The organism is Hymenobacter saemangeumensis (genome assembly GCF_039541835.1).
Classification (GTDB): Bacteria; Bacteroidota; Bacteroidia; order Cytophagales; family Hymenobacteraceae; genus Hymenobacter; species Hymenobacter saemangeumensis.
Genome location: NZ_BAABGZ010000008.1, coordinates 305330 through 328281, shown reverse-complemented (window position 1 = coordinate 328281; position 22952 = coordinate 305330). Strand labels below are relative to the sequence as shown.

16 protein-coding genes are annotated in these 22952 nt (G+C 62.6%); 5 read left to right on the top strand and 11 right to left on the bottom strand.

Annotated features, from left to right (window positions below; translation table 11 throughout):
- Positions 1–8: 8 nt before the first annotated feature.
- The 8 genes from ABD919_RS02670 to ABD919_RS02635 form a co-directional block, all read right to left on the bottom strand.
- Positions 9–512, bottom strand: a complete 504-nt coding sequence (locus ABD919_RS02670; protein ID WP_345233528.1) for a DUF4126 family protein — start codon at positions 510–512, stop codon at positions 9–11.
- Between the two features lie 140 nt (positions 513–652).
- Positions 653–1372, bottom strand: a complete 720-nt coding sequence (locus ABD919_RS02665; RefSeq protein ID WP_345233527.1) for a bacteriorhodopsin — start codon at positions 1370–1372, stop codon at positions 653–655.
- Positions 1373–1528: 156 nt separating this feature from the next.
- On the bottom strand, positions 1529–3220 hold the full coding sequence (odhB, locus tag ABD919_RS02660) for a 2-oxoglutarate dehydrogenase complex dihydrolipoyllysine-residue succinyltransferase (RefSeq protein WP_345233525.1): 1692 nt from the start codon (positions 3218–3220) through the stop codon (positions 1529–1531).
- 93 nt (positions 3221–3313) lie between these two features.
- The gene (locus tag ABD919_RS02655) at positions 3314–6232 is read right to left on the bottom strand and encodes a 2-oxoglutarate dehydrogenase E1 component (RefSeq protein ID WP_345233523.1); all 2919 of its coding nucleotides are present in this window, start codon (positions 6230–6232) and stop codon (positions 3314–3316) included.
- 195 nt (positions 6233–6427) lie between these two features.
- Entirely contained in the window at positions 6428–6610 is a 183-nt protein-coding gene (locus tag ABD919_RS02650; protein WP_345233521.1) for a hypothetical protein, read from the bottom strand.
- A gap of 109 nt (positions 6611–6719) precedes the next feature.
- Positions 6720–7379, bottom strand: coding sequence for an SHOCT domain-containing protein (locus tag ABD919_RS02645; protein ID WP_345233520.1), 660 nt, complete (start codon positions 7377–7379; stop codon positions 6720–6722).
- 31 nt (positions 7380–7410) lie between these two features.
- Entirely contained in the window at positions 7411–8136 is a 726-nt protein-coding gene (locus tag ABD919_RS02640) for a hypothetical protein (RefSeq protein ID WP_345233518.1), read from the bottom strand.
- 26 nt (positions 8137–8162) lie between these two features.
- Positions 8163–8417 (bottom strand): hypothetical protein, encoded by a 255-nt coding sequence (locus tag ABD919_RS02635; RefSeq protein WP_345233516.1) that lies wholly within the window; start codon positions 8415–8417, stop codon positions 8163–8165.
- Positions 8418–8650: 233 nt separating this feature from the next.
- Between ABD919_RS02635 and ABD919_RS02630 the strand changes: the two genes are divergently transcribed.
- The 4 genes from ABD919_RS02630 (at position 8651) to ABD919_RS02615 (ending at position 14008) form a co-directional block, all read left to right on the top strand.
- Positions 8651–8833 (top strand): hypothetical protein, encoded by a 183-nt coding sequence (locus ABD919_RS02630; protein WP_345233514.1) that lies wholly within the window; start codon positions 8651–8653, stop codon positions 8831–8833.
- A gap of 258 nt (positions 8834–9091) precedes the next feature.
- A complete protein-coding gene (locus tag ABD919_RS02625; RefSeq protein WP_345233512.1) occupies positions 9092–11152 on the top strand; it encodes a S9 family peptidase in 2061 nt (686 codons plus the stop codon).
- 255 nt (positions 11153–11407) lie between these two features.
- Positions 11408–13276 carry a sensor histidine kinase gene (locus tag ABD919_RS02620; RefSeq protein WP_345233510.1) on the top strand — a complete coding sequence of 623 codons (1869 nt, stop codon included), beginning with the start codon at positions 11408–11410 and terminating at the stop codon, positions 13274–13276.
- An 84-nt stretch (positions 13277–13360) separates the two neighbouring features.
- A complete protein-coding gene (locus ABD919_RS02615) occupies positions 13361–14008 on the top strand; it encodes a response regulator (protein ID WP_345233508.1) in 648 nt (215 codons plus the stop codon).
- A gap of 159 nt (positions 14009–14167) precedes the next feature.
- Here the strand turns inward: ABD919_RS02615 and ABD919_RS02610 are convergent, their stop codons facing one another.
- Together ABD919_RS02610 and ABD919_RS02605 are read right to left on the bottom strand one after the other, a co-directional pair.
- Complete coding sequence (locus tag ABD919_RS02610) at positions 14168–16429, bottom strand: T9SS type A sorting domain-containing protein (protein WP_345233506.1); 2262 nt, start codon at positions 16427–16429, stop codon at positions 14168–14170.
- 148 nt (positions 16430–16577) lie between these two features.
- Complete coding sequence (locus ABD919_RS02605; RefSeq protein WP_345233504.1) at positions 16578–18734, bottom strand: FUSC family membrane protein; 2157 nt, start codon at positions 18732–18734, stop codon at positions 16578–16580.
- Positions 18735–19227: 493 nt separating this feature from the next.
- On the opposite strand from ABD919_RS02605, the gene ABD919_RS02600 reads away from it, so the two are divergent.
- Positions 19228–21966, top strand: a complete 2739-nt coding sequence (locus tag ABD919_RS02600) for a S8 family serine peptidase (protein ID WP_345233503.1) — start codon at positions 19228–19230, stop codon at positions 21964–21966.
- Positions 21967–22037: 71 nt separating this feature from the next.
- Here the strand turns inward: ABD919_RS02600 and ABD919_RS02595 are convergent, their stop codons facing one another.
- Positions 22038–22916, bottom strand: a complete 879-nt coding sequence (locus tag ABD919_RS02595; protein WP_345233501.1) for a cyanophycinase — start codon at positions 22914–22916, stop codon at positions 22038–22040.
- Positions 22917–22952 lie beyond the last annotated feature (36 nt).

Genomic DNA, 22952 nt, shown 5'->3' with positions numbered 1-22952 from the left:
CCCGCCGGCTACCCCACTGCCTTGAGCAGGGCCGCTCCGCCGCCCAGCACGACGGCGTCTTCGCCCACGCCCACGGCAGCCATATCGGCCCCCGATTGCGCGCTGATTTCCTTACGCAGGGCAAGGCTGAGGAAGGTAGCGGCTACGGCGCCCAGGCCGCCCACCAGGCCGCCGGCCAGGGCGCTGCCCGCGCGCGACTTATACCAGGCTGCCCCCACCAGCGCGCCCGACAGCAGGCGGCCCAGCAGCACGGGCGGGGCGGTGCGGTCGGGCATGCCCGGCATTTTGTCGGCTACCATCTCGCCGGCCGCCACCAGCTTCAGGCCCGTGGCTACCCAGGGCTTTTGCAGCACTTGCAGCGGCGAGTTGAGCAGAAACCACGAAGGCTTGTTCGACAAATGATGCGTGAGCAGGGCGGGTGCCGACATGCTGCGCATGCCGGCCAGGGTAGCAAAGCCCAGGGCAGGCCAGAATTTGGCGGGGCGGTATTTGGGGGAAGTTTCTGTTTTCATAAGGTGAAAGGAATGAGCACCTGTTAACGCAAGCCCGGGAGCCAGGTTGAGCAAATCATTGGCAGCGGAGCGCAAGTCCTTAAAACCAAAACACCCGTCGGCGCAAGCCCCGGCGGGTGTTGATGTAGTACTCCCCAGGCTCAGGCCTTGGCGTGGTGGTAGGCCGGCTTGCGCGGCGCCAGGTCGCGCAGGAAATACAAGTCCAGAATGCTGAAGCCCACCTTGGAAAAGAACGGCACCACCACAAACAGCAGCGTTTCGGTGGTCTGCCCAAACAAGTGCAGCCCCGACGGACCCAGCGCCCAGATGGTGGGGTAGCTAATCCAGAGAATGGTGAGAAAGCTCACCAGCTTAAAGTAGATGGCGCCCAGCTCGGGGTCGCTGCCGTTGGCGATGCGGCGCAGCGGGCCCCACACCAGGTACAGCACGCCCAGGAAGGCTCCCACACCACACATAAACCACATCAGGCGGGCGGTGCTCGACTCCGAGAGGTCGGCAAACAGGCCGCAGACTATCATCACCACATCGGCCGCCACCAGGCCGAAGAGCAGGGTTTTGCTGCGCTCCTCCTTGGCTACGTAGAACATGGCCGTGAAAGCCAGTGCCAGCAGCAGCAGCGGGGTGCTTACTACCCAGTCGGCGTAGCGGGCGTAGTGCGTTACCTGCCCGGCTACTTCGGTTTTGCCCTGGCCCAGTGCCATGCCCATGTATGCCAGCGCCGACCAGATGGGAATCATCATGGCGATGCTGTACTCGTACTGCGGCACGCCTTTGGGGTTGCGGCTCCAGGTCCAGAACAACAGCGCGCCACCAATCATGGCGCCTACATACAGCCAGTGCAGTAAAGTTTGGGTATCCATACAAATTAAAAAGTGGTAAACACAGGTTTACAAGCTCTACTTTACCAGGGCCTTTTAAGTTAGTTTTAATGACATTAGCTGGCAGTAGCAAGCAACAAAAAACCGGCCCCTGTTTACCAGAGGCCGGTTTTTTGTTGCTGTTATTTCTTGTAGCGCTTACACGCCCAGCAGCAGGCGAGTGGGGTCTTCGAGCAGCTCCTTCACGCGCACCAGGAAGCTCACCGACTCACGGCCGTCGATGATGCGGTGGTCGTAGCTCAGGGCCAGGTACATCATGGGACGAATCACTACCTGCCCGTTCTCAGCCACGGGGCGCTGCACGATGTTGTGCATGCCCAGGATGGCCGACTGCGGGGCATTGATGATGGGCGTGCTCATCATGGAGCCGAAGATGCCGCCGTTGGTGATGGTGAACGTGCCGCCGGTCATCTGCTCGATGGTGAGCTTGTTGTCGCGGGCCAGCGTGGCCAGGCGCACCACTTCCTTCTCGATGCCCTCGAACGACAGCTGCTCGGCGTTGCGAATCACCGGCACCACCAGCCCTTTGGGGGCCGACACGGCGATGCTGATGTCGCAGAAATCAGAGTACACGATTTCACCGTTGTCAATCTGGGCATTCACGGCCGGCCACTCCTGCAGGGCCACGCACACGGCTTTGGTGAAGAAGGACATAAAGCCCAGGTTCACCCCGTTCTTTTCCTTGAACCGGTCCTTGAACTTGGCGCGCAGGTCCATGATGGGCTGCATGTTCACCTCGTTGAAGGTGGTGAGCATGGCCGTCTCGTTTTTCACGCTCACCAGGCGGCGGGCCACCGTCTTGCGCAGGTTGCTCATGCGCTCGCGGCGCTGGTTGCGGCTGCCGGCAGTTGGTGCCTGGTTGTTGGCGCTTGGTGCCTGGGCGGCAGCCGCGGCAGGTGCAGCCTGCGGAGCCGGAGCTGCAGCCGGCTTGGCCTGGGCGTTTTGCGCGTCTTCCTTGGTGATGCGGCCGTCGCGGCCGGTGCCGCTCACGTCGCCGGGCTTGATGCCTTTTTCTTCCAGAATCTTGCCTGCCGCGGGCGAGGGCACGCCGGTAGCATAGGTGCTGGCACCGCCAGCCGAAGGCTGAGCCATGGCCGGCGTAGCCGCTGCCGGCGCCGGGGCGGCTTGCGGAGCGGCCGGAGCACCTCCACCGCTTACCCCGCCTTCAATGCGCGCAATCAGGGCGCCGATGGTGATGGTTTCACCTTCCTTCACGGCGTGTCGCAGGGTGCCGCTACCTTCGGCGGGCAGCTCAAAGGTGGCCTTGTCCGACTCCAGCTCGGCAATCACCTCGTCGCGGCTTACCTGGGCGCCGTCTTCCTTTAGCCACTTGGCCACCGTCACCTCGGTGATGGACTCGCCTACGGCGGGAATTTTCATCTCAATGGAGCCACCGCCCGCGCTGCCCGAAGCAGCACCGCTGGCCACCGGCGCACCGGGCGTATCGGGGTTGCTGCTGGCATTGCCGGCCGGCTCGCCGCCGTAGCCCGACTGGTTGCTGGCTTCGGGCGTAGACTCGCCCTTGGCGATGGGGTCGTCTGAGGAGGCAGCGGGCGCTGCTGCCGGCGATGCAGCGGGGGCAGCCGAAGCCCCGGCGGCACCGTCCAGGTCGGCGATTACCGTTCCGATGCCAATGGTTTCACCTTCGGCCACGCGGATTTTCAGCGTGCCGTCGGCTTCGGCGGGCAGCTCGAAAGTAGCCTTGTCCGACTCCAGCTCGGCGATAACCTCGTCGCGCTTCACGGCCTCGCCGTCTTTCTTAAGCCATTTGGCAATGGTGACTTCGGTGATGGATTCGCCAACGGCGGGGATTTTAATTTCCAGGGCCATACAAAGTGGGGTGGGCGAGAAAAGAATAAAGGTAAGGTTGGGGCCACGCGGCCGGGCACCGGGCGGCAGGATTTGATTTTAGCGGAACAGCAGCTAGTCGCTGGCCTTGGCCGTAGCCACGGTTTCCTTGATGTTGTCGTCGGCCACGGCTTCCCGGGGCTTGTCGAAGGCGCGGCCCACCAGGTCTTTCTGCTCCTTGATGTGGATTTTGTTGTAGCCCGTAGCTGGCGAAGCCGAGGGCTTGCGGGCAATAACATCTTCCAGCTCGCGGCGCAGGTAGCGCAGCATGTAGTTCCAGTAGCCCATGTTCTCAGGCTCTTCCTGCACCCAGTACAGCTTGGCCTTGGGGTACTTGGCCAGCTCGGCGTCGAGCTGCTTTTTAGGGAAGGGGTGCAGCTGCTCCAGGCGCACAATGGCCACATCGGTACGGCCCGAGGTGCGCTGCTCTTCCAGCAGGTCGAAGTACACCTTGCCCGAGCACAGCAGCACGCGCTTCACTTTCTTGGCTTCGGCGTAGGTGTCGCCCAGCACTTCGCGGAAGCTGCCGGAGGTGAACTCCTCCAGGGGCGACACGCACAGCGGGTGGCGCAGCATGCTCTTGGGCGACATCACCACCAGGGGCTTGCGGAAGCTCCAGGTGAGCTGCCGGCGCAGGGCGTGGAAGAAGTTGGCCGGCGTGGTCATGTTGGCCACGATGATGTTGTGCTCGGCCGAAAGCTGCAGGAACCGCTCGGGGCGGGCGTTGGAGTGCTCCGGGCCCTGGCCCTCGTAGCCGTGGGGCAGCAGCATCACCACGCCGTTCATGCGCTGCCACTTGCTTTCGGAGCTCACGATGAACTGGTCAATCATGGTCTGGGCGCCGTTGGCGAAGTCGCCGAACTGGGCTTCCCACACCACCAGGGCCGTGGGGTTGGCCATGGCGTAGCCGAATTCAAAGCCCAGCACGGCGTACTCGCTTAGCAGGGAGTTGTAGATGCTGAGGTTTTCCTGCTCGCCCTCCAGGTGGTTGAGCGAGGTGTAGGGCGCCGAAGTTTCGGCGTCGTGCAATACGGCGTGGCGGTGCGAGAAGGTGCCACGCTGCACGTCCTGCCCGCTTACGCGCACAATGTGGTTTTCGGCCAGCAACGAGCCATAGGCCAGCAGCTCGCCGGCGGCCCAGTTCAGCACGCGGGTGTCGTAGAACATCTTGCGGCGCTCCTTCAGCAGGTTATCAATCTGCTTGATGGGCTTGAAGCCTTCGGGAATGGTAGTCAAGGCCTTGGCCACTTTCTGCACCGTGTCTTCGCTGATGCCGGTTTCCGGCGACTGGTCGAAGTCCTCGGGCTTGGAGCGGCGCAGGCTGCGCCACTCGTTTTCCAGGGCCTGGTAGTTGTAGGGCAGCGGTTTCTGCTTCACCATGTCGAGGCGGGCCTGCAGGGTGTCGCGGAACTCCTTGTCCATCTGGCTGGCCAGCTCGGCATCTACGTCGCCGCGCTGCACCAGCATGGCGTTGTACACCTCCCGGGGGTTGGGGTGGCGGGAAATGACGTTGTACAGCGTGGGCTGGGTGAACTTGGGCTCGTCCGACTCGTTGTGGCCGTGGCGGCGGTAGCACACCATGTCGATGAAGATGTCGGCGTGGAACTGCTGGCGGTACTCGGTGGCCAGCTGCACGGCAAACACCACGGCTTCGGGGTCGTCGCCGTTCACGTGCAGCACAGGGGCATCAATGATTTTGGCCAGGTCGGTGGAGTAAATCGACGAGCGGGCGTCCTCAAAGTCGGTTGTGAAGCCCACCTGGTTGTTAATCACGAAGTGGACGGTACCCCCGGTCTTGTAGCCTTCCAGCTGCGACATCTGCGTCAGCTCGTAGCCAATGCCCTGCCCGGCCACGGCGGCGTCGCCGTGGATGAGGATGGGCAGAATCTGGTGGTAGTCGCCGCCGTACTGGTGGTCAATCTTGGCCCGCACGAAGCCTTCCACCACGGGGTTCACCGCCTCCAGGTGCGAGGGGTTGGGTGCCAGCTTCAGGTTTACTTTCTGGCCGCCGGCGGCTTCCACCTCCGAGCTATAGCCCATGTGGTATTTCACGTCGCCGTCGCCCATGGTCAGGTCGGGCACGGCCGTGCCTTCGAACTCCGAGAATATCTGCTCGTAGGTCTTGCCCATGATGTTGGCCAGCACGTTGAGGCGGCCGCGGTGGGCCATGCCAATCATCACCTCCTGCACGCCCAGCTCGGCGCCCTTGTTGATAATGGCATCCAGCGCGGGAATGGCCGTTTCGCCGCCTTCCAGCGAGAAGCGCTTCTGCCCCAGAAACTTGGTGTGCAGGAAGTTCTCGAAGACCACGGCTTCGTTCAGCTTCTTGAGAATGCGCTTCTTATAGTCTACGCCGGGGTTGAAGGCCAGCGAGTCTTTTTCCACTTTCTGCTGAAACCAGTCCAGCACCTGCGGGTCGCGGATGTACTTGTACTCGAAGCCGATGCTGCGGGTGTAAATCTTTTCCAGCGCGGCCACGATGTCGCGCAGCTTGGCATTCTGGCCCAGGCCCAGCTCTTCGCCCTGGCGAAAGGTCGTATCGAGGTCGGTCTCGCTCAGGCCGAAGTTTTGCAGGTCGAGGCGGGCTTTGCGGTCTTTGCGCTCCCGCACCGGGTTGGTTTTGGCCCGCAGGTGGCCGCGGCTGCGAAACGCATGGATGAGGTTGCGCACAGCCGTCTCTTTGTCGGCCGGGGCACCGCTACCGGTAGCAAAGCTGCCGGCATTATTAGTAGAAGCGCTGGTGTTCAGCACACCATAGTCCTGGGGCTGATTGCCATTGGGCCGGCTGGCGGCCCCGTTGGTCGCTGGCGTAGCGGCCCCGGCGGCACTGCCGTTCAGCGGCTGGCCTTCCTCCGGGAACTGCTGCGAAAAATCGAAGCCCTCGAAAAACTTGCGCCAGCCAAAGTCCACCGATTCGGGATTTTGCTGGTAAGCCTGATAAAGCGCCTCAATTGCCGCAGTGTCGGCGTTGGCGACATAAGAATAAGCATCCATAGAAGGTCAGGGAGCTGGGTGGAACAGCGCAAATGTAAAGCCTCTGAGAGCAAAGCAAAAACCTGTATTCGGGTTTACGAATCAACCTTACAATCAAAGGCTAATTTGAATAAGAAAACCCGCAGTAAGACCTTCTTTGCTGCCCCAAGCTACGCAGAAACAGCTGTTAACACCCAGAAAAAGAACGTCAAAATGCTAGCGCAGGGAATCGGCCAGCCCTTGCTGCTTCACGGCCGAGGGCGTGTGCAGGGTATCGGCCGCCTCTACCGGCACATCGTCGTCGACCTTCTTCTGATTGTGGTTACAGCTGCTGAGCCATAGGGCCGCGCCAATGGCCAACACAGTGTAGCCCTGCTGAAATAAACGTGGCAAACGCATAGTGGTAAGCATTTAGGTGAGGGCAGAGCCGCATTAGCCGGCCCGGCAGACCTTGTGGCATACGCCACTATCCCGTCAGCGTTTCGGCCCGGCGCTCCTCCCCTGCCTGCTAATGAGCCACGGAGTCGGCCACAGTAGCTGTGGTGGACGCGGCAGAGTCGCGAGCGGCGGGCGCAGTCCGGGGCACCGCTACCGACGGCGGTGGGTTAGCTGGCCCCAGTCGTACGGTTTCGGGCTCCGCCAAGGTCTGCTCCCGCCGCTCGGCCTGCGGTCCTTCCTCAATCGTAGCCGAAAGCGAGTCTTCGGCCGTTTTGCTGCCGCTGGTCAGGTGTTCCGAGGAGCGGTTGTTGAACGACAGGTAGAGCACCAGCGAGAGCAGGGCCAGCAGCCCGACTATGGACAGCACCAGGTTGAGCGGATTACGGGGCCGGGGGGCTTCAAACCCTTCCATCTCCTCGTCGGCCAGGGGCAGTCCGGTTACCGGGGGCGTTTCCTCGGCCGGGCCGCTCTGCCACAGCGCCGCCGGCTCCGTGACTAGCGTGGGCATGGGCGACGACTCAGCCGGGCCGGTAATGGGTACCTCCTCCGGCTGCAGCGGTAGTATATCAACACGGTTGTCGTCCGGGTCGGACGCAGCGGCACTTGGCGTTGGGCTGGTAAATACCAGCTGCTGCTTTAGCGTGTCGAACTCGGCGGGGGTAATGGTGCCCGCATCGAGCATTTCCTTGAGCTGGCGCAGGGTTTCAATCGGCGAGAGCGGATTTTGCATGCGTAATAGTACGACTCCAACGAGCCCAGGGCTAATTTTTACGGTCCAGGGCCGAGAGGCGGTCGCGGCGGCGCTGCAGGCGGGCCCGCTCCAGCTCGCGCTGCTGCCCGTTGCGAATCAGCTGGGTGGAGTCGGCCCGCGAGAGCAGGGTATTTTGCTCGTTCTGGCGCTTCAGCTCCTCGATTTTCAGCAGGTTGGCGGCGGTGTTGGCGGCCAGGCTGAGGCGCTCCTTTTCCAGGCGGTTCTTTTCCTTTTCGGTTTCCTTCAGCTTTTTCTCGGCCTCCTCAATCATGTCGCGGTACGCCTTGGTGCGGGCCGCGCTGGCGAAATTCTGCAGCATAGAGCGCAGGGCTGCGTGCTCGCTGGGGGTCTTCTCGGCATCGAAAAAGGTGTTGTCGTCGAAGCCGCCGAACAGGCCTACTTCCGATACCGTGTCGGAGGGCGCGATGATGGTGGCGTAGAGGTTCACTAGCTTGCCCGAGACGGTGCTGGCCTGCACGCCCTTGGCTTCGAGCACGGCATTTTTGCCCATGCCCATCACGCCACCGCTCTTGAACTTCACGTTGTAGCTGTCCTTCATCCACTTCTGCAGGTAGTCGCGCACGTTGCTGGCGCTGCCGTCTACCTGCACGTTAAGCGTAGCGCGGGCGCCCTTGTTGTAGCTGGTTTCGCCGGTGCGTACGTCGTAGAGCTGGGCCGAGGCCGCATGGCTGGTGAGCAGGCCCAGGGCCATCAGCAGTAGAATAACCTTATTCATAATATGTTTTTTGCAGTTAAAAGAACTCAGCGCAGCTCGTGCCGGTCGAATGCAGCCTGTAAGTCGGCCCGCATTGCGGCGAAGCGTGCAATGGCCGCTGCCAGAAACTCCTCGTCGAGCAGCTCCCGTACTTCGGCATCGGTGCCGGTGCTCAGGTCCAGCTCGGCCACCTTATAAGTCTGCTCCAGGTTGCCCTGCTCCAGCTTGAGCAGGAACTTGCCATTCCAGGCCAGCAGGGTGATTTTGACGGAAGGATGCGGAATATCGGCGACGTGGCGCATAAGGAATTCGAACAGCGTAAGCCGTGTGCGAAGATAGCCTCTTGCGAACAGTTGCCGCCCTTTTATCTGCCTTGTCGGGCAAAAAATTCAGTACACGCCAGGGCAGAAGCCAGCCGGCACCGCGCTTTGCTTTGCCAAGCTCAGCTATAACTACCTCCTGGCCCGTTCGTAAACCACCCGGCTGCTTCCTGACCGAAGCAACGTTCCTTCCACGTTTCCAACTACCTACTGCCATGTCACAGGGAGATAAATCCAAGTACACCGACAAGCAAAAGCGTCAGGCCGAGCACATCGAAGAAAGCTACGAAAAGCGCGGGGTATCGAAAGACGAAGCCGAAGCCCGCGCCTGGGCCACTGTCAACAAAAATGACGGCGGCGGGAAACATCCCGGCGGCTCCGGCCGTAAGAAGAGCTAAGAATTCACTGCGCTTATGCGCTACCTGTGGTCCTGAAGCCACCTAAAAAAGCCCCGCCAGTTTGACTGACGGGGCTTTTTCGTGGAATTCCGGGGAGGGACTGGTTTCTGGTTGCTTGTTGCGATAAATAAAATGCTTGTTCCACGGCCAATGCCAAGAGCAGGAAGCCTCTAACCAACAACTGAAACCCATAAACCAGAAACCAGCAACCTTAAACCAAATGCACGGCTGTAACTTGGCAGGCACATTTTCTGACGCATGACCAAACTACTCCCCGCAGCCCTGGCGCTGCTGCCCCTGGCCCTGGCAGCGCAAAATCCCACCAACGTCCTCACCCCTGAAAAGCTCTGGCAGCTGGGCCGCCTCAGCGAGATGCAGGTGTCGCCCGATGGCAAAACCGTGGCCTACACCGTGACCCGCTACAACATCGCCGACAACAAAGGCAACGCCGACATCTGGGTGGTACCCGTGGCCGGCGGCACGCCCAAGCAGCTCACCAGCACCCCCGGCTCAGAAAATACCCTGAACTGGCGCAACGACGGCAAGCTCACCTTCCTATCGGGCGAGAGCGGCACCGACCAGCTCTACGTGATAAACGCCGACGGCTCGGGCAAGGAGCAGCTCAGCAGCTTTCCCGACGAGGGCCTGGGCAACCTGAAGTACGCGCCCAAGGGCAACTTCATTCTGTACACCCAGGACGTGAAGGTGTCGCAGGATGCCAAGGACCTGTTTCCGGACCTGCCGAAGGCCGATGTCAAAATCATCGACGACCTGAACTACCGGCACTGGAGCTCCTGGGACGACCACAAGGCCAGCCACGTGTTCTTCCAGCCCATCGGCCCCGACGGCAAGCCCCAGGGCTACGGCAAGGACATCATGGCCGGCGAGAAGTTCGACGCGCCCCTGCAGCCCATGGGCGGCGCCGAGCAGCTGGCCTTTTCGCCCGACGGCTACCAGATAGCCTACACCAGCCGCAAGCTCACCGGCAAGGCCGAGGCCGAAAGCACCAACTCCGACATCTACCTCTACGACATTCACAACAACAAAACCCAGAACCTGAGCGAGGGCCTGATGGGCTACGACACCGAGCCGGTGTTCTCGCCCGACGGCAAGCAGCTGGCTTGGCTAAGCATGGCCACGCCCGGCTTCGAGAGCGACCGCAACGCCATTATGGTGTACGACTTCGCCACCAAAAAGCGGCAGGACCTCATTGCTGGCTCGGAGCTGAGCGGGGGCAACCTGCGCTGGAGCGCCGACGGCAAAACCATTTACTTCGCGTCCGTGGTGACCGGCGCCGAGCAGCTGTTTGAGGTACCGGCCAAGGGCGGCAAAATCCGCCAGATTACGACGGGACCGCAGAATTTCAACTCGTTTGAGCTTGTAGGGAAAGACCAAGTCGTAGCCAACACCACTAGCCTCACCTCCTTTGCTGATATTGCACTTATTAACCTAAAAACTGGGAAAGGGCAAATGCTGACATTCATTAATCAGCAGGAGCTATCGAATGTGCGGACGGGCCGCGTGGAAGACCGCCGCGTGACCACCACCGACGGCAAACAGATGCAGGTGTTCGTCATCTTCCCGCCCGACTTCGACCCCGGCAAGAAGTACCCCACCCTGCTCTACTGCCAGGGCGGGCCGCAGTCGCCCATCACCCAAACGCAGAGCTACCGCTGGAACTTCCAGCTCATGGCCGCCAACGGCTACATCGTGGTGGCGCCCAACCGCCGCGGCCTGCCGGGCTTTGGCCGGGAGTGGAACGACGCTATTTCGGGCGACTGGGGTGGGCAGCCCATCCGCGACTACCTCTCGGCCATCGACAAGGTGTCGGAAGAGCCGTATGTCGACAAGGACCGGCGCGGCTGCGTAGGGGCATCCTACGGCGGCTACTCGGTGTACTTCCTGGCTGGCAACCACCAGGGGCGCTTCAAAACGTTTATCTCGCACTGCGGCCTTTACAACCTCACCAGCTGGTACCCCAGCACCGAGGAGATGTTCTTTGCCAAGCACGACATCGGCGCCGCCCCCTGGAAAATGCCGCTGCACAAGTCCTACACCGACTTCAACCCCCAGCAGTTTGCCAAGAACTGGGACACGCCCATCCTGGTCATCCACGGGGGCAAAGACTTCCGCGTACCCGAAGGCCAGGGCATGGAAGCCTTCGGCACGGCCCAGCTGAAAGGCATTCCCAGCCGCTTCCTGTACTTCCCCAACGAAGGCCACTGGATTCTGAAGCCCCAGAACGCCATTGTGTGGCAGCGCGTGTTCTTCGACTGGCTGGGCCGCACGCTCAAGCCCGAGGGGCAGGCGGGCAAGTAAGGTTTTTTCAATATTAAAAAGGCCCGCGCTACTGGTAGCGCGGGCCTTTTTAGCTAGCCTTTCGCCTCACTTTGAAGCAGGCAGAAAGCTCATTGTCAAGCGACGGCGCAAACCGCTTTCGGCTGCCCCCGTAGGAGAAGGCAGCGTGATTGCATCTTTCTGCTGCCTTGTTTTTTACCTTACCAACTGTCTGTGTCCTTACGGTTACTGTTATTCTGCCTGGCTGCGTGCGCACTGCTGGCGCCTGGTCGGGCTATGGGAGCCGAGCCGCCCGGCCAGCTGCGCGACACGCTGCTGCTGAAAGACCCCAAAGGCGTGCACATCTCGGAAGCCTACCGCTACTACACTGAGCCCTTTGAGGTGGCCCCCAGCCCCGAGCAGGCCGAGGCCCGCTACCAGGAAGGCAGGTTCCAGCCCGGCCCCTGGCACAAGACCCTGAACCTGGGCATCCGGCACGAGCGGGTGTGGCTGCGGCTGCCTGTTCGCAACACCGAAGCCCAGCGCCTGCGCTTTGTGTGGAGCATCTTCAACTTCGTGGATAGCGCCGCGCTCTACGTGCGGCGGCAGGGCGACCCAAATTTCATCCGGCTGGCCACGGGAAGCTCCTGGGTGCCGGCCGCCGAGCGGCAGTTTCCGGCCCGCTCCGTAAGCCTGCCCTTTACCATGGCCCCGGGTGAGCCGGCCCTGCTGTACCTGCGCATCGACGTGCACACCGGCGGCCTGTATCTGCCCACCTACATCGAAACCGTGGAGCACTTCCTGGCCTGGGAGATGGGCTTTCCCTTCGAGCGGCACTGGGTGTGGCTGCTGGGCTTCTACCTCAGCAGCGCCCTGTTCAACCTGGTGCTGTACGCCTTCCTGCGCGACCGGATTCACCTGTGGTACATTGCCTACGTGCTGTGCGTCACGCTGTTTCTGATGATGGAAGACGGGCTCGACGCCATGCTCATGCCCACCGGACTGTACCAGCTGCTGTGGGCCATCGGCCAGTACAACCTGATGATACTGGCCGCGGCGGGGGGCATCCGCATCATGCAGCTGTTTCTGAGCCTGGGCAGCGGCTGGCCCCGCCTGCACCGGGCCGGCAACTGGCTGGCGGCGGGAGCCGTGGGGTTTGTAGCCGCCTATGCCAGCTTGTTTCCCTGGGCCGTGCGGCACAGCCTGGAGCTGGTTCAGGCCCTCAACACCGCCCGGGAGCTGCTGCTGGTGGCGGTGTTTGCCTACGGCTGGGGCTCGTTGCTTACGGTACTGCTCACCCGCCGGCGCCGGCAGCTGGCTGCCTCCTACGCCCTTACCTACTTCTTCTTTTTTACCGGCTTCGCCATTTTCTGGTTAAACCACCTGGGGTTTAGCAGCTTCAATCCCATCTACCCCAACACCCTCGCCTGGGGCCTGTTTCTGGAGCTGCTGCTGTTGAGCGCCCTGCTTACCGGCCGCTTCCGCCATGCCCTGCGCCACATCGAGCAGCTGCGCATCCGCCAGCTGCGCCAGCGTAACGCCTTAAGTGCCCGCCTCATTGCCGCCCAGGAAGAAGAGCGGGAGCAGCTGGCCCGCGAGCTGCACGACGCCCTGGGGCCCAACCTCACGGCGCTGCACCTGGCCTGGCAGGGCCCGGCCGTGCGCGAGGCCCTGGCCGCCTCCCCGGCTGCCGCCAGCGCCGGCCAGCAGGCCGAGCTGCTGCTGCGCCACCTGCGCGACGACGTGCGCACCTTCAGCCACGCTCTGCTGCCGGCTACCCCCGGTAAGAACAGCCTCGGCGAGTCGCTGCACGCGCTGGGCAGCCTCATCAGCCTGCACGGCAGCCCCAGCGTGCGCATGTACTGCGACCAGGGCCTCGACGAGCTGCCCTCCCCCCTACAGCAGGCCGCCTACCGCATCGCGGCCGAGCTCCTGAACAATGCCGTGCGCCACGCCGGGGCTACCGAGGTACACGTGCAAGTGCTGCGCCACCCCGACCTGCTGGAAGTGCTGGTGGAAGACAACGGCCGCGGCTTTGCCGAGCAGTCGGCGGCCTCGGGAATTGGCCTGCGCGGCGTCCGCGCCCGCGCCGACTACCTGCGGGGCCGGGTGCACATCGATAGCTCGCCCCAGGGCACCAGCGTGGTGGTGCAGCTCCCCTACTAGCTTCCGGCCCGTATATCCTTTTACTACTCTGCATCCTATTCCGCTATTTATTCCCGCCATGCCCTCCCTCCCCCTCTTTCGCTCATGCCCGCGCCCCATCGCCTATTGATTGTAGACGACCACCAAATGCTTACCCAAAGCCTGGCGGCTTTGCTTCACAGCGAAGCCGACCTGCAGGTGGTGGGCCAGCTGGCTTCCGGGGCCGACCTGCTGGCCTGGCTGCCCCAGCCCCCGGTGCCGGCCGCCGCCGACGTGCTGCTGCTCGACCTGCACCTGCCCCCACCCGATGGCTTTACGCTGCTGCCGCGCCTGCGCCAGGACTGGCCCGACTTGCGCGTACTGGTGTTCAGCACCCTCTCAACGACTGAGGTAGTGGCGCGCGTGCAGGCCGCCGGAGCGCATGGCTTTGTCTCAAAGGCCGCCGATGCCAGTCAGCTGCTGGCTGCCATCCGAAGCGTGGCGCAGGGCCAGCTCAGCTTTCCGCGTCTGCCGAGCACCATGGCACCGTCGCTCTCGCCCGATGCCGGCGCCCTGCTCAAGCTGCACCGGCTGTCGACGCGTGAGCGGGAAATCATCCGCCTTATCTGCGAAGGCCTTTCTACCCGCGACATGGCCGCCCGTCTTTCCCTTTCCGAGTTTACCATAGGCACGCACCGGCGCAACATTCTGCACAAGCTGGAGCTCCACAATGTGGCCGCCCTTATTCGCTTTGCCGGCGACCACGGCCTGTAGCAGGCCCCTTTTGGTGTTGAGCGGGCGCTCTAAAAACCTCAACCAACGGGCCCTGCCGGGTGGGTGCTTACCGGCCACGGTGCCCGCCTTCAACCAAAAAAGCCTACCCAACAGGGCAGGCTTTTTGGTTGAAAGAATAGTGGTGTGTGGTGTGGGTTGTTATTCGCGTACGATGCGGCAAACATCGACGCCGCCGGCGGTGCTCACGCGCAGCACATACACGCCGGCTGGAAGCAGGCTCAGGTCGAGCGGGAATGAGGTGCCTTGGGCGTTGGGGCTGGCAATGGCCGCCGACTGCACCGGCCGGCCCAGCACGTCGAACAGGACGAGCGTGGTAGCCTGCCGGTAGCCGCTGAGCAGCACAGTGAGGTGGCCGTCGGGGGTGGGATTGGGCACGATGCGCAGGCTGGAACCGGGCAGCGGCTGCCGGGTTGAAGACACTGCGACGGCAGCCGAGCGGCCCGACTCGCACTGCACGGCCCCACTGCCCGTACGCACCGCGACGGTGTAGCTGCCCGACACACTCGGCGTGAGCGTGTTGCCGGTGGCCCCGCTGATGGCGCTGTTATTTATAAACCATTGGTTGCCAGTGGCGGCGCTGCTTACCAGCATAGCGCCGCTGCGGCTGATATTGGGCGTTGGCGGCTGCGGCGCCACCTGAATCAGCACCGAGGCCGTATCGCCGCACACGCCCTGCTGGAAACCGTTGTTGGGGGTCACGTTGAGGCGGTAGCGGGTGGTGGCTTGCGGGGCCACGGTGATGCTGCGCGTGTTGGAAGTGCCCACAATGCCGGCGCCGGTCCAGGCGTAGCTGTAGGTCTGCAGCCCGTTGCGCACCGAGTCGGGCCGGCTTATCAGGCCGTGCAGCATCAGCGAGCCGCCCTGGCAGGCAGTGGCCAGGTTGGTGGTGACGCTGCTGGAGCCCGACGAGCCGCCCGTGACTGCAATAGTGGCCAGGTCGCGGCGGGCCTGGGCTATGCGCACTACTAGCACCTTTGTTTGGAAGCCCAGTACCGGGCAGGCATTGTCCAAAACAACAAAAGGAATGCGCAGTACCCGCCCGGCATGACTTGGTGATGGCTGAAAATCGAAGCGTATCCTTGGCTGGGCAGTACCATTGCCAGACAGGCTATAACTACCAATGTCGCCGCTTTGCAGAATGTCAGTATTAATGTCGCCTTGACCAGTGTAGATTACCGTCAGTAAGTCCTGGGGGTCGGGGTCAGTGAAGCGCAGTAGCACTCGCGAGTAGTTGCAGGGCTGAATCGTGATAAACAGCGAATCGGCTGTTGAAACGGTAGTAGTGCCCGATCCGGGAGTAGAGGAAGCAGTGGGTGGAGAAGGTACGCTATTGGTGCCGTTGATAATAATTATCACGATTTCGCGGCGCACTGAACCCACCAGGAAGCGGCGGTTACCAAAGCCGGGCAGGCGGCGGTACTCATCGACCTTGCCCACTACCACGTACTTGTTGTCGCCCGCGCTGGGCGCTGAGTTCACGTAGCTGGAGGGGGTGAAGGTAAAATAACCCGCGCTTGCATCAAAGACGAATTGACCACTATTAACCCCTTGCAGCACGGGACAGACTCCGGTAGTGCTAAAAGATAAGGGCATAGGTAGCATGGGGGTGTAATTGGCAGGCGTATTCGTTGGAGGCAGAATGTAGCAGGGCGGGTTGCTGCCCGGTACCACTGCAATAGTATTGTTGGGATAGGGCTTATAAACGACGGGAACGTTGCACTGGTCCAAAGGGGCAACCAATGAGTACACCAGCGAGTCGGTGTCGGGGGCTAGCGGGGTATTGTTAGGGTCGGTGGTGTTGAAGCCGATGGTGGTGCGCTGGTTGACGTACACAAAGGGCACCGGAATGTCCAAGAGCGAGTATTGAGCCGAGCTGTTCTGAATGTCCACGTTCTGACCATTCACCACAATGCGGTTGTTGAGCTGGGCCTCGTAGCGGAAGTTGCCCTGCCCCACAAGGTTAGCAGTATAGGGGCGGCAGCAGATTTCAGTGCTCATTGTCCACTGGCCAGGCAATACGGTAATGGTAGCTGTACGGTACTGCTCAGACTCAAAGTTAGGTAATGTACCAGCGCTGGTACACTGGGCCTGTTGCTGTTGGGCCGGACAGTACTGGCTACCTACATATCGAGAATTTGGTACAGCATTCATAGGGTAGGCAGGAGCCGGCGTGGCGGTGCAGCTGGTGGAGGGCCGCACGGTCAGGGTCATGCTGCCGGGCAGGCCAGCCCCGGAGCAGTCGCGGTACAGGGACAGCGTCACCACGTACTGATTGGGCCCAACGTTCACGTAGGTTAATTGCCCGCCCAGGATGTGGGTGGCGCGGGCCTGCTGTTGGCCACACAAAGCCAGGCCGCAGCTCATCAACAGCGATAACAGGAAGAGTAAAGAGTAGCGCATGGGCAAGCAGATTAGGTGTGAGAAAAATAGTTCCCGCTTAGCCGCAATTTTTACGCCACACATGAATACTCTCCTGATTTTCAGAATAATTATTCTCTAACGGCCGCCCGCGCGGCCAGTGCCTTGCCGGCCGTGGGGGCCAGCCTGCTCAGCCCTGGGCAATGGCTTCCGTTACCTTGCCAATGTCGGTGCTCACCTTCTGCAGGAAAGCCAGCTGCTCCAGCAGGGGCTTGTCGGTGGGCGCGGCGGCCAGAGCGGGCGTGGGCTCCAGAAAGCGGGGCTCGGCCGGCGGGGCCGGGGCCTGGGGCTGCAGGCGGGCCAGGCTTTTCTGCAGGGCAGTGGCGGCGCTGGCCAGGGCCCGGCGGCTTTCCAGGGCCGGCGCCGGAATGGCGCGCGGCACCTCCGGCAAGGCCGCCGTGAGCGAGGCGATGTTGGACGTGAGAATGTGGTTCAGCACCACGAACTCGTGGATTTCCCGGGGGTGGCGCTGGGTGCTCTTGGGCTCCGACAGCATGCGCTGAAAGGCCGCCGCCAGGTTGGCCGAAGCTACGTACACCTCTTTGCGCAGCAGCTTGTAGGCCGTGGGCGCCGGCGGGCGCCCGCCGAGGCGGTCGGCCAGCTGCCGCAGGTAGGCCAGGTTGGCCTTCAGCACAGCCGCCATGAAGTCGTGCAGCTGCTCCGACTCCCAGCGTGGAAACAGGAAGTAGCCCGCCGCAAACGCGATGCCACAGCCCATAAGAGTATCAATAACCCGCTCCTCGAAAATGCCCAGGTAGCCCAGGCCCAGAAAGCTGAACAGCACCAGCACGCACACCGTGAGAAACAGCACCGACACCGCATAGTAGGTACGCTGCACACTGAAGGCCACCAGCATACAGCCCAGCAGCACCAGCAGGCGGCCTTCGGCCTGGGGCAGCAGCCAGAGCAAGGCAGCGCCCAGGGCCCCACCAGCCAGCGTGCCCACAATGCGCTGCACGTTGCGCTGCCGCGTGAGGCTGAAGCCGGGCTTGAGCATGACGGTCACGGTCATCAGTATCCAGTAGCTGTGCCGGCCCTGCCACAGCGTTTCGGCCAGGGTAAACGCCAGCACGCAGGCCAGCATCATGCGCACGGCGTGCCGGAACACGGCCGAGTGGCGGGTCAGGTTTTGGCGGAAGGCCCCCGGCTCCAGGTCCTGGTGGGCCACGAAGCGGGCGTGCTCGGCGGCGCGGCGGCGGTTGCGCTGGGGCAGCAGGCTCTCGTCGAAGTAGCGCCGGATGTTTTCGACCCGCTTGATGATGTCGCGCAGGTTTACCAGGATTTTGCGCAGCACCCGGGTGCGGCCGGCCGCCTTGGGCTCGGCGTCGAGGGCGGCCACGTGGCTTTGCAGCTGGGCCAGCCCGGCTCCCAGGTTGCCTGACGGGCGCGTATAAGGCCGCCCCGCCTGAATGGCAGCTCCGAGGTGGTCGATTTCGGCGCCAATCTCACGAATCAGCCGGGATACTTCCGGCAGAATGCCGCTCTCGCCGAATACTGCCCGCACGTGGGCATAGTCGTAGTGGATGGCCGTGACGTGCTCAAACAAGTCCACCGTCTCGACAAAGGTGAGCACCAGGCGGCGGCCGGTGCTGGTGCTTTCGTTCACAATCTGCCGCGTGCGGAACAGCAGCTCGCGCACGGCCTCCTGCTTTTCATTTACCACTACCTGCTGGGCCACGAGGCGGCGGAAGTCGTCATCCAGGTCGGTGCTGGGGTCGTAGAAGCGGGCCTTCAAATCGAGGAAGTAAGCCAGGGCGTGCACGCACTCCCCTACTGCTTGCTGGGCCGGGCGGTAGGGCTGCACCCGATGCACCAGCAAGGCCAGGCCCATGTACCAGGCACCTCCCAGCCCCAGCTGCAGGGCGTGGGGCAGCACCTCGGCCAAAGGCAGGGGCCGGGCCAGCGTGAGCACCATGGCCAGCAGGGCTGCCGTACCCACAGCCGCAGCACGGGCGCCCCACACCAGCAGCATGGTAAACACAAATGCCTGCAGCGCCACGGCGGCCCCCAGCAGCCACGGCTGCCGGGCTACCAGGCCGGTGAGCACCGACGCCAGCAGCACAAAGCCCAGCGCCGCCAGCATGCCGTTGCGCTTGTGCCCCACCGGGCCGGGCATGTCGGTAATGCTGAGGCACAGGGCCCCGGTGGAAATGGTGAGGCCTTCGGCAAAGTGCCCCAGCTGCGCCAGTACCAGCGCCGGCAGCAGAATGGACAGCGTGATGCGCACCCCATCGGAGAAGTTCTGGCCGAAGAAGAAGTAGTGGAGGCGGCGCGTCTGGCTGTTCATGCAGATGGGCGAATGGCAGGAGCTGCAAAGATGGGCCTGCTGCATTGCTTTGGCATACCACAAGCCGCAAAGCGGCGGCTCATTGGCGTGGGTATGAATGCCGCCGCTTTGCGGCACTTGCTCGTCAAGGGTTTGCTACCAACGGGGCGCCGCTCCGCGGCTGGTTTGACAGGCCTTTTACGTAAGTCCCAGAGAAAACAAACGGTTGGCGCCAGGCTTTTGCCCCCTTTTCTTGCATGTTGCAAAAAAATATTATTACTATTTACAGAAGCACCGGATAATTAATTGCCTTTTAACAAGGTCGTTTTCCCTGGCTGTAAGTTTCAATTTCCCAATCCCTTAGCTAGCTCGCTAACTGGCCGCAGAAAGTATGCATGCTGAGTTTACTTGATTTTTTGATGAAATTTTCAATAAACCGGCAATCCTCCTGCGAATCCATTTCGTAAGTGCGAGCAATTCCTCCATTTTTTACAATCCCAGCTTACCACTTGCTATGAAGAGAATACTACTTATGGCGGCGCTCACAATGGGCAGCACCATGGCGGTAAAGGCTCAGGCCTTGATTGACCCCGAACTACAGGCTGCGGTGGCTGCTACGCCCGGCGTACATCAGGTTATTGTAACGTTCCAGGGCTCGGGTGCGCCCTCTGCGGCGGCACTGCAAGCGCTCAGCAGCGTGGGCATTACCAAGGGCATTACGCTGCGGGAGCTGCCCATTGCCGGCGTGCTGGCCACCGACGCCCAGATTGCCCAGCTGTCCGCCGACCCCAGCGTGCTTTCGCTCTACCTGAACCGCTCCCTGGCCCTGGACAACGACGGCGCCACGGCTCTCACCGGGGCTCAGCGCGTGCGGCTCAACCCCGCCTTTACCATGCGCAACGGCGGCCTGCCCGTTTCCGGCAATGGCATCGGGCTGGTGGTAAACGACAGCGGCATCGACGGCACCCACCCCGACCTGCGCCTGGGCGCCAACCTCAAGCAAAACGTGCTGGGCACTACCAACCTGAACGCCCAGGATGCCATGCTGCCCATCACATACGTTGAAAACGTAGCCAACACCGACCAGACCGGCGGCCACGGCACCCACGTAGCCGGCATCGCCGGCGGCACCGGCGCGGCTTCCAATGGCCTGCACGCCGGCGTGGCCCCCGGGGCCGACATCGTCGGCTACGGCACCGGCGCCGGCCTGTTCATCCTCGACGTTATCGGGGCCTTCGATTACGCCCTGGTCAACCAGTTCCGCTACAACATCCGCGTTATCACCAACTCGTTTGGTACGACCAGCGACATCAGCACCGATGTAGACACCCGCGACCCCATCACCATGGCCACCAAGCGCTGCGTCGACCGCAACATCGTGGTGGTGTTCTCGGCTGGCAACTCCGGCGCCGGCTCGGGCACCATCACCGGCAAGTACAAGAAAGCACCCTGGGTTATCACGGTAGCCAATTCCGACAAGGCCGGCGTGCTGGCGCCCTCGTCGTCGCGGGGCCGCAAGGGCGTGGGCGGCACCATCAGCGCCGACGGCCAGACCTTCAGCTGGCGCGATGAGCCCACGGTGACGGCGCCCGGCACCGACATTATCTCGGCCCGGGCCGTTTCCCCCATCGGGGCCCTCAGCACCCAGCAGGACATCAACTCGGGCATGTCGCCGGCTCACCTGCCCTTCTACACCCACCTCACCGGTACTTCCATGGCGGCGCCCCACGTAGCCGGCGTAGTGGCCCTGATGCTGGATGCCAACCCCGCCCTGACGCCCTACCAGGTGAAAGCCATTCTGGAGGAAACCGCCACCAACCTGCCCAACCGCGAATCCTGGGAAGTAGGCCGCGGCATGGTTAACGCCTTTGCCGCGGTGGACCGCGCCTTCCGCACCGCCGGCTACGGCACCTTCTCCAACGCTACCCGCATCTTCAACAGCAGCGTAAACTCCATCACCTCGCGCAGAAGCTTCACCATCAACTACAACCCGGCCACTACGGCCACCAACTCCACTACCTTTAGCGTGGCCAGCGGCACTTCCTCGCTGGAAGTAAACTGCAAGCTGACCGGCCTGCTCGGTGAAACCGGCAACCCCGTCAACCTGGTGCTGTTCTCGCCCAGCGGCCGCCGCTACGCGTCGGGCATCTCGGTACTGTTTGCCATCAGCCCCGGCCGTGCCGTGGCCGTAGCCTCGCCGGAGCCCGGCACCTGGACGGTGCGCCTCGATGGCCTGCAGGGTGCGGCTTTCCCGGAAACCGTTTCCGGCGCCATCATCCTGAACCAAGCAGCTGGTTCCACCGGCCTGGCCGATGTAGTGGGCCACCCCGCCGAGGCATCTATTCAGCTGGCCGTAAGCAAGCGCCTGGTTGATGGCCTGCCCTCGGGCTTCGCCCCCGACCGCGACCTGACCCGCATTCAGCTGGCCGACTACCTGATGATGGGCCAGGCCATTCGCCAGTACCTGCCCCTCGACGGCTCGGTAACGTTCGGCGACGTGAGCACCCGCGACCGGCTGCTGGCTGAGTCGGTGACGGCCCAGGGTGCGGCCCTGCGCGACCGGTACCAGACCAAAAACGGCGTGATGCTGCCCGTAGCCCCCGGCGTATTCTCGCCCAACGCCGCCGTGAACCGCGCCAGCTTGGCTTACTCCCTGGTGCAGAGCCTGGGCCTGCAGAACCGCGCCCAGAACAGCAGCGGCCCGGTAACGGTGCTGGTAAACGGCCAGCGCATTGCCATCGACGACGAAGCCCAGATTCCGGCCAGCCTGCGTGGCTACGTGCAGGTAGCCCTGGACATGAACATCATCAACGCCTTCTACAGCATCACCCAGGGGCCCAACGACCTGCAGCCCGTGCTGCACGCCACCTTCCGCCCGGCCCAAACCGTGAAGCGCGCCGATTTCGCCGTTATCGTAACCCGCACCCACGACCAGTGGAACATGCCCACCGCGGCCCGCGGCACGGCTACGGCTGGCACCAGCCAGGCTAGCCAGACCGAGGTTGTTGCCGCTGCTCCCAACCCTTTCCAGAACCAGACCGTGCTCACTTACAACCTACCCGAAGCCGGGGCCGTGCGCCTGGAAGTGTTTAACCTGCTGGGCCAGCGCGTGCAGACCCTCACCAGCGAAGTGCAGACTGCCGGCTGGCACGAACAAGTGTTCGATGGCTCCAAGCTGGCCGCCGGCACCTACGTGTACAAGCTCACCACCGCCAGCAAGTCCACTTCCGGCCGCATGGTGCTGACGCACTAAGCCCACTCAGCAATAGCAAAAAGCCCCGCCTGACTAATCAGGCGGGGCTTTCTGCTTTTAATACAATCTGGTTAGCGGTGCAAGTCTTCTTGTACGGGCAGGGTATACCGCTCGCCGTTGCTGAGAATGTGCACCCGCAAATCGCGAATGGTGAAGGGGTCACCGGGCTCAATAACGTGGATGTTGGTGTAGGTGCAGGCGTGCCCATCCACAATGGTTACCACGCCGGAGCCAATCACTTCCAGCTCGCAGCCGTTGGTAACCACCACGCCCGTGTCTTCTTCCAGCCCCAGGCCAATGCAGCCGGGGTTGGTGGAGATAATCTGGGCCATGCGGATGATGCGGCCCCGGGCCACGAAGTGGGTGTCGATGGCTACGTCGTGCAGAAACTCCAGGCCGGTGGTGACGTGGATTTCGTCTTTCATCATGCCCTGGTTGTTGCGGCCCTGGTAAATCATGGGCGTGCTCATGGCCGCAGCCCCGGCGCTAGTGCCCGCAATCACAATTTCGTCGGTGGTGTAGCGCTCCTTCAGGCGGCGCAGCCAGGGCGTGCCGCCCAGCAGGGCGGTGAGGCGCAGCTGGTCGCCCCCGGTAAACATCAGGCCGTCGGCCTCCTCCAGCTGGCGCAGCGCCTCCGGGTCGTGTCCCTGGGCGCGGTCGTTCAGGTCGAACACTTCCAGCTTGCCCACCTCCATGGTACCGAACACGTCGAGGTAGTCTTTGGCAGCTGCCTGCGGCTCCTCCGAGGCAATGGGGACAATCAGGATGTTTTTCTTGCCGCGCAGCTCGGACACAAAGCGCTGCAAAATGCTTTCGGTGGTGTATTCGGCATTGGGGTCGGTGCCGGGGGCGGGTGTTTTGTCTTCGTGGCCACCAATGGCGATAAGTATGCCCCGCGGGGGCGGGCAGGCCGTCTCATTCGGCTCTTTTTTGGTCTTGCGGGTAGGCATGAGGGGTCTGGGCGGGGTTTTCACCCGCAATTATTT

What these genes read in the sequence shown, in the direction of transcription:
- ABD919_RS02670 (WP_345233528.1), bottom strand. Translation starts at nt 512, where the DNA reads ATGAAAACAGAAACTTCCCCCAAATACCGCCCCGCCAAATTCTGGCCT.
- ABD919_RS02665 (WP_345233527.1), bottom strand. Translation starts at nt 1,372, where the DNA reads ATGGATACCCAAACTTTACTGCACTGGCTGTATGTAGGCGCCATGATT.
- odhB (WP_345233525.1), bottom strand. Translation starts at nt 3,220, where the DNA reads ATGGCCCTGGAAATTAAAATCCCCGCCGTTGGCGAATCCATCACCGAA.
- ABD919_RS02655 (WP_345233523.1), bottom strand. Translation starts at nt 6,232, where the DNA reads ATGGATGCTTATTCTTATGTCGCCAACGCCGACACTGCGGCAATTGAG.
- ABD919_RS02650 (WP_345233521.1), bottom strand. Translation starts at nt 6,610, where the DNA reads ATGCGTTTGCCACGTTTATTTCAGCAGGGCTACACTGTGTTGGCCATT.
- ABD919_RS02645 (WP_345233520.1), bottom strand. Translation starts at nt 7,379, where the DNA reads ATGCAAAATCCGCTCTCGCCGATTGAAACCCTGCGCCAGCTCAAGGAA.
- ABD919_RS02640 (WP_345233518.1), bottom strand. Translation starts at nt 8,136, where the DNA reads ATGAATAAGGTTATTCTACTGCTGATGGCCCTGGGCCTGCTCACCAGC.
- ABD919_RS02635 (WP_345233516.1), bottom strand. Translation starts at nt 8,417, where the DNA reads ATGCGCCACGTCGCCGATATTCCGCATCCTTCCGTCAAAATCACCCTG.
- ABD919_RS02630 (WP_345233514.1), top strand. Translation starts at nt 8,651, where the DNA reads ATGTCACAGGGAGATAAATCCAAGTACACCGACAAGCAAAAGCGTCAG.
- ABD919_RS02625 (WP_345233512.1), top strand. Translation starts at nt 9,092, where the DNA reads ATGACCAAACTACTCCCCGCAGCCCTGGCGCTGCTGCCCCTGGCCCTG.
- ABD919_RS02620 (WP_345233510.1), top strand. Translation starts at nt 11,408, where the DNA reads ATGGGAGCCGAGCCGCCCGGCCAGCTGCGCGACACGCTGCTGCTGAAA.
- ABD919_RS02615 (WP_345233508.1), top strand. Translation starts at nt 13,361, where the DNA reads ATGCCCGCGCCCCATCGCCTATTGATTGTAGACGACCACCAAATGCTT.
- ABD919_RS02610 (WP_345233506.1), bottom strand. Translation starts at nt 16,429, where the DNA reads ATGCGCTACTCTTTACTCTTCCTGTTATCGCTGTTGATGAGCTGCGGC.
- ABD919_RS02605 (WP_345233504.1), bottom strand. Translation starts at nt 18,734, where the DNA reads ATGAACAGCCAGACGCGCCGCCTCCACTACTTCTTCTTCGGCCAGAAC.
- ABD919_RS02600 (WP_345233503.1), top strand. Translation starts at nt 19,228, where the DNA reads ATGAAGAGAATACTACTTATGGCGGCGCTCACAATGGGCAGCACCATG.
- ABD919_RS02595 (WP_345233501.1), bottom strand. Translation starts at nt 22,916, where the DNA reads ATGCCTACCCGCAAGACCAAAAAAGAGCCGAATGAGACGGCCTGCCCG.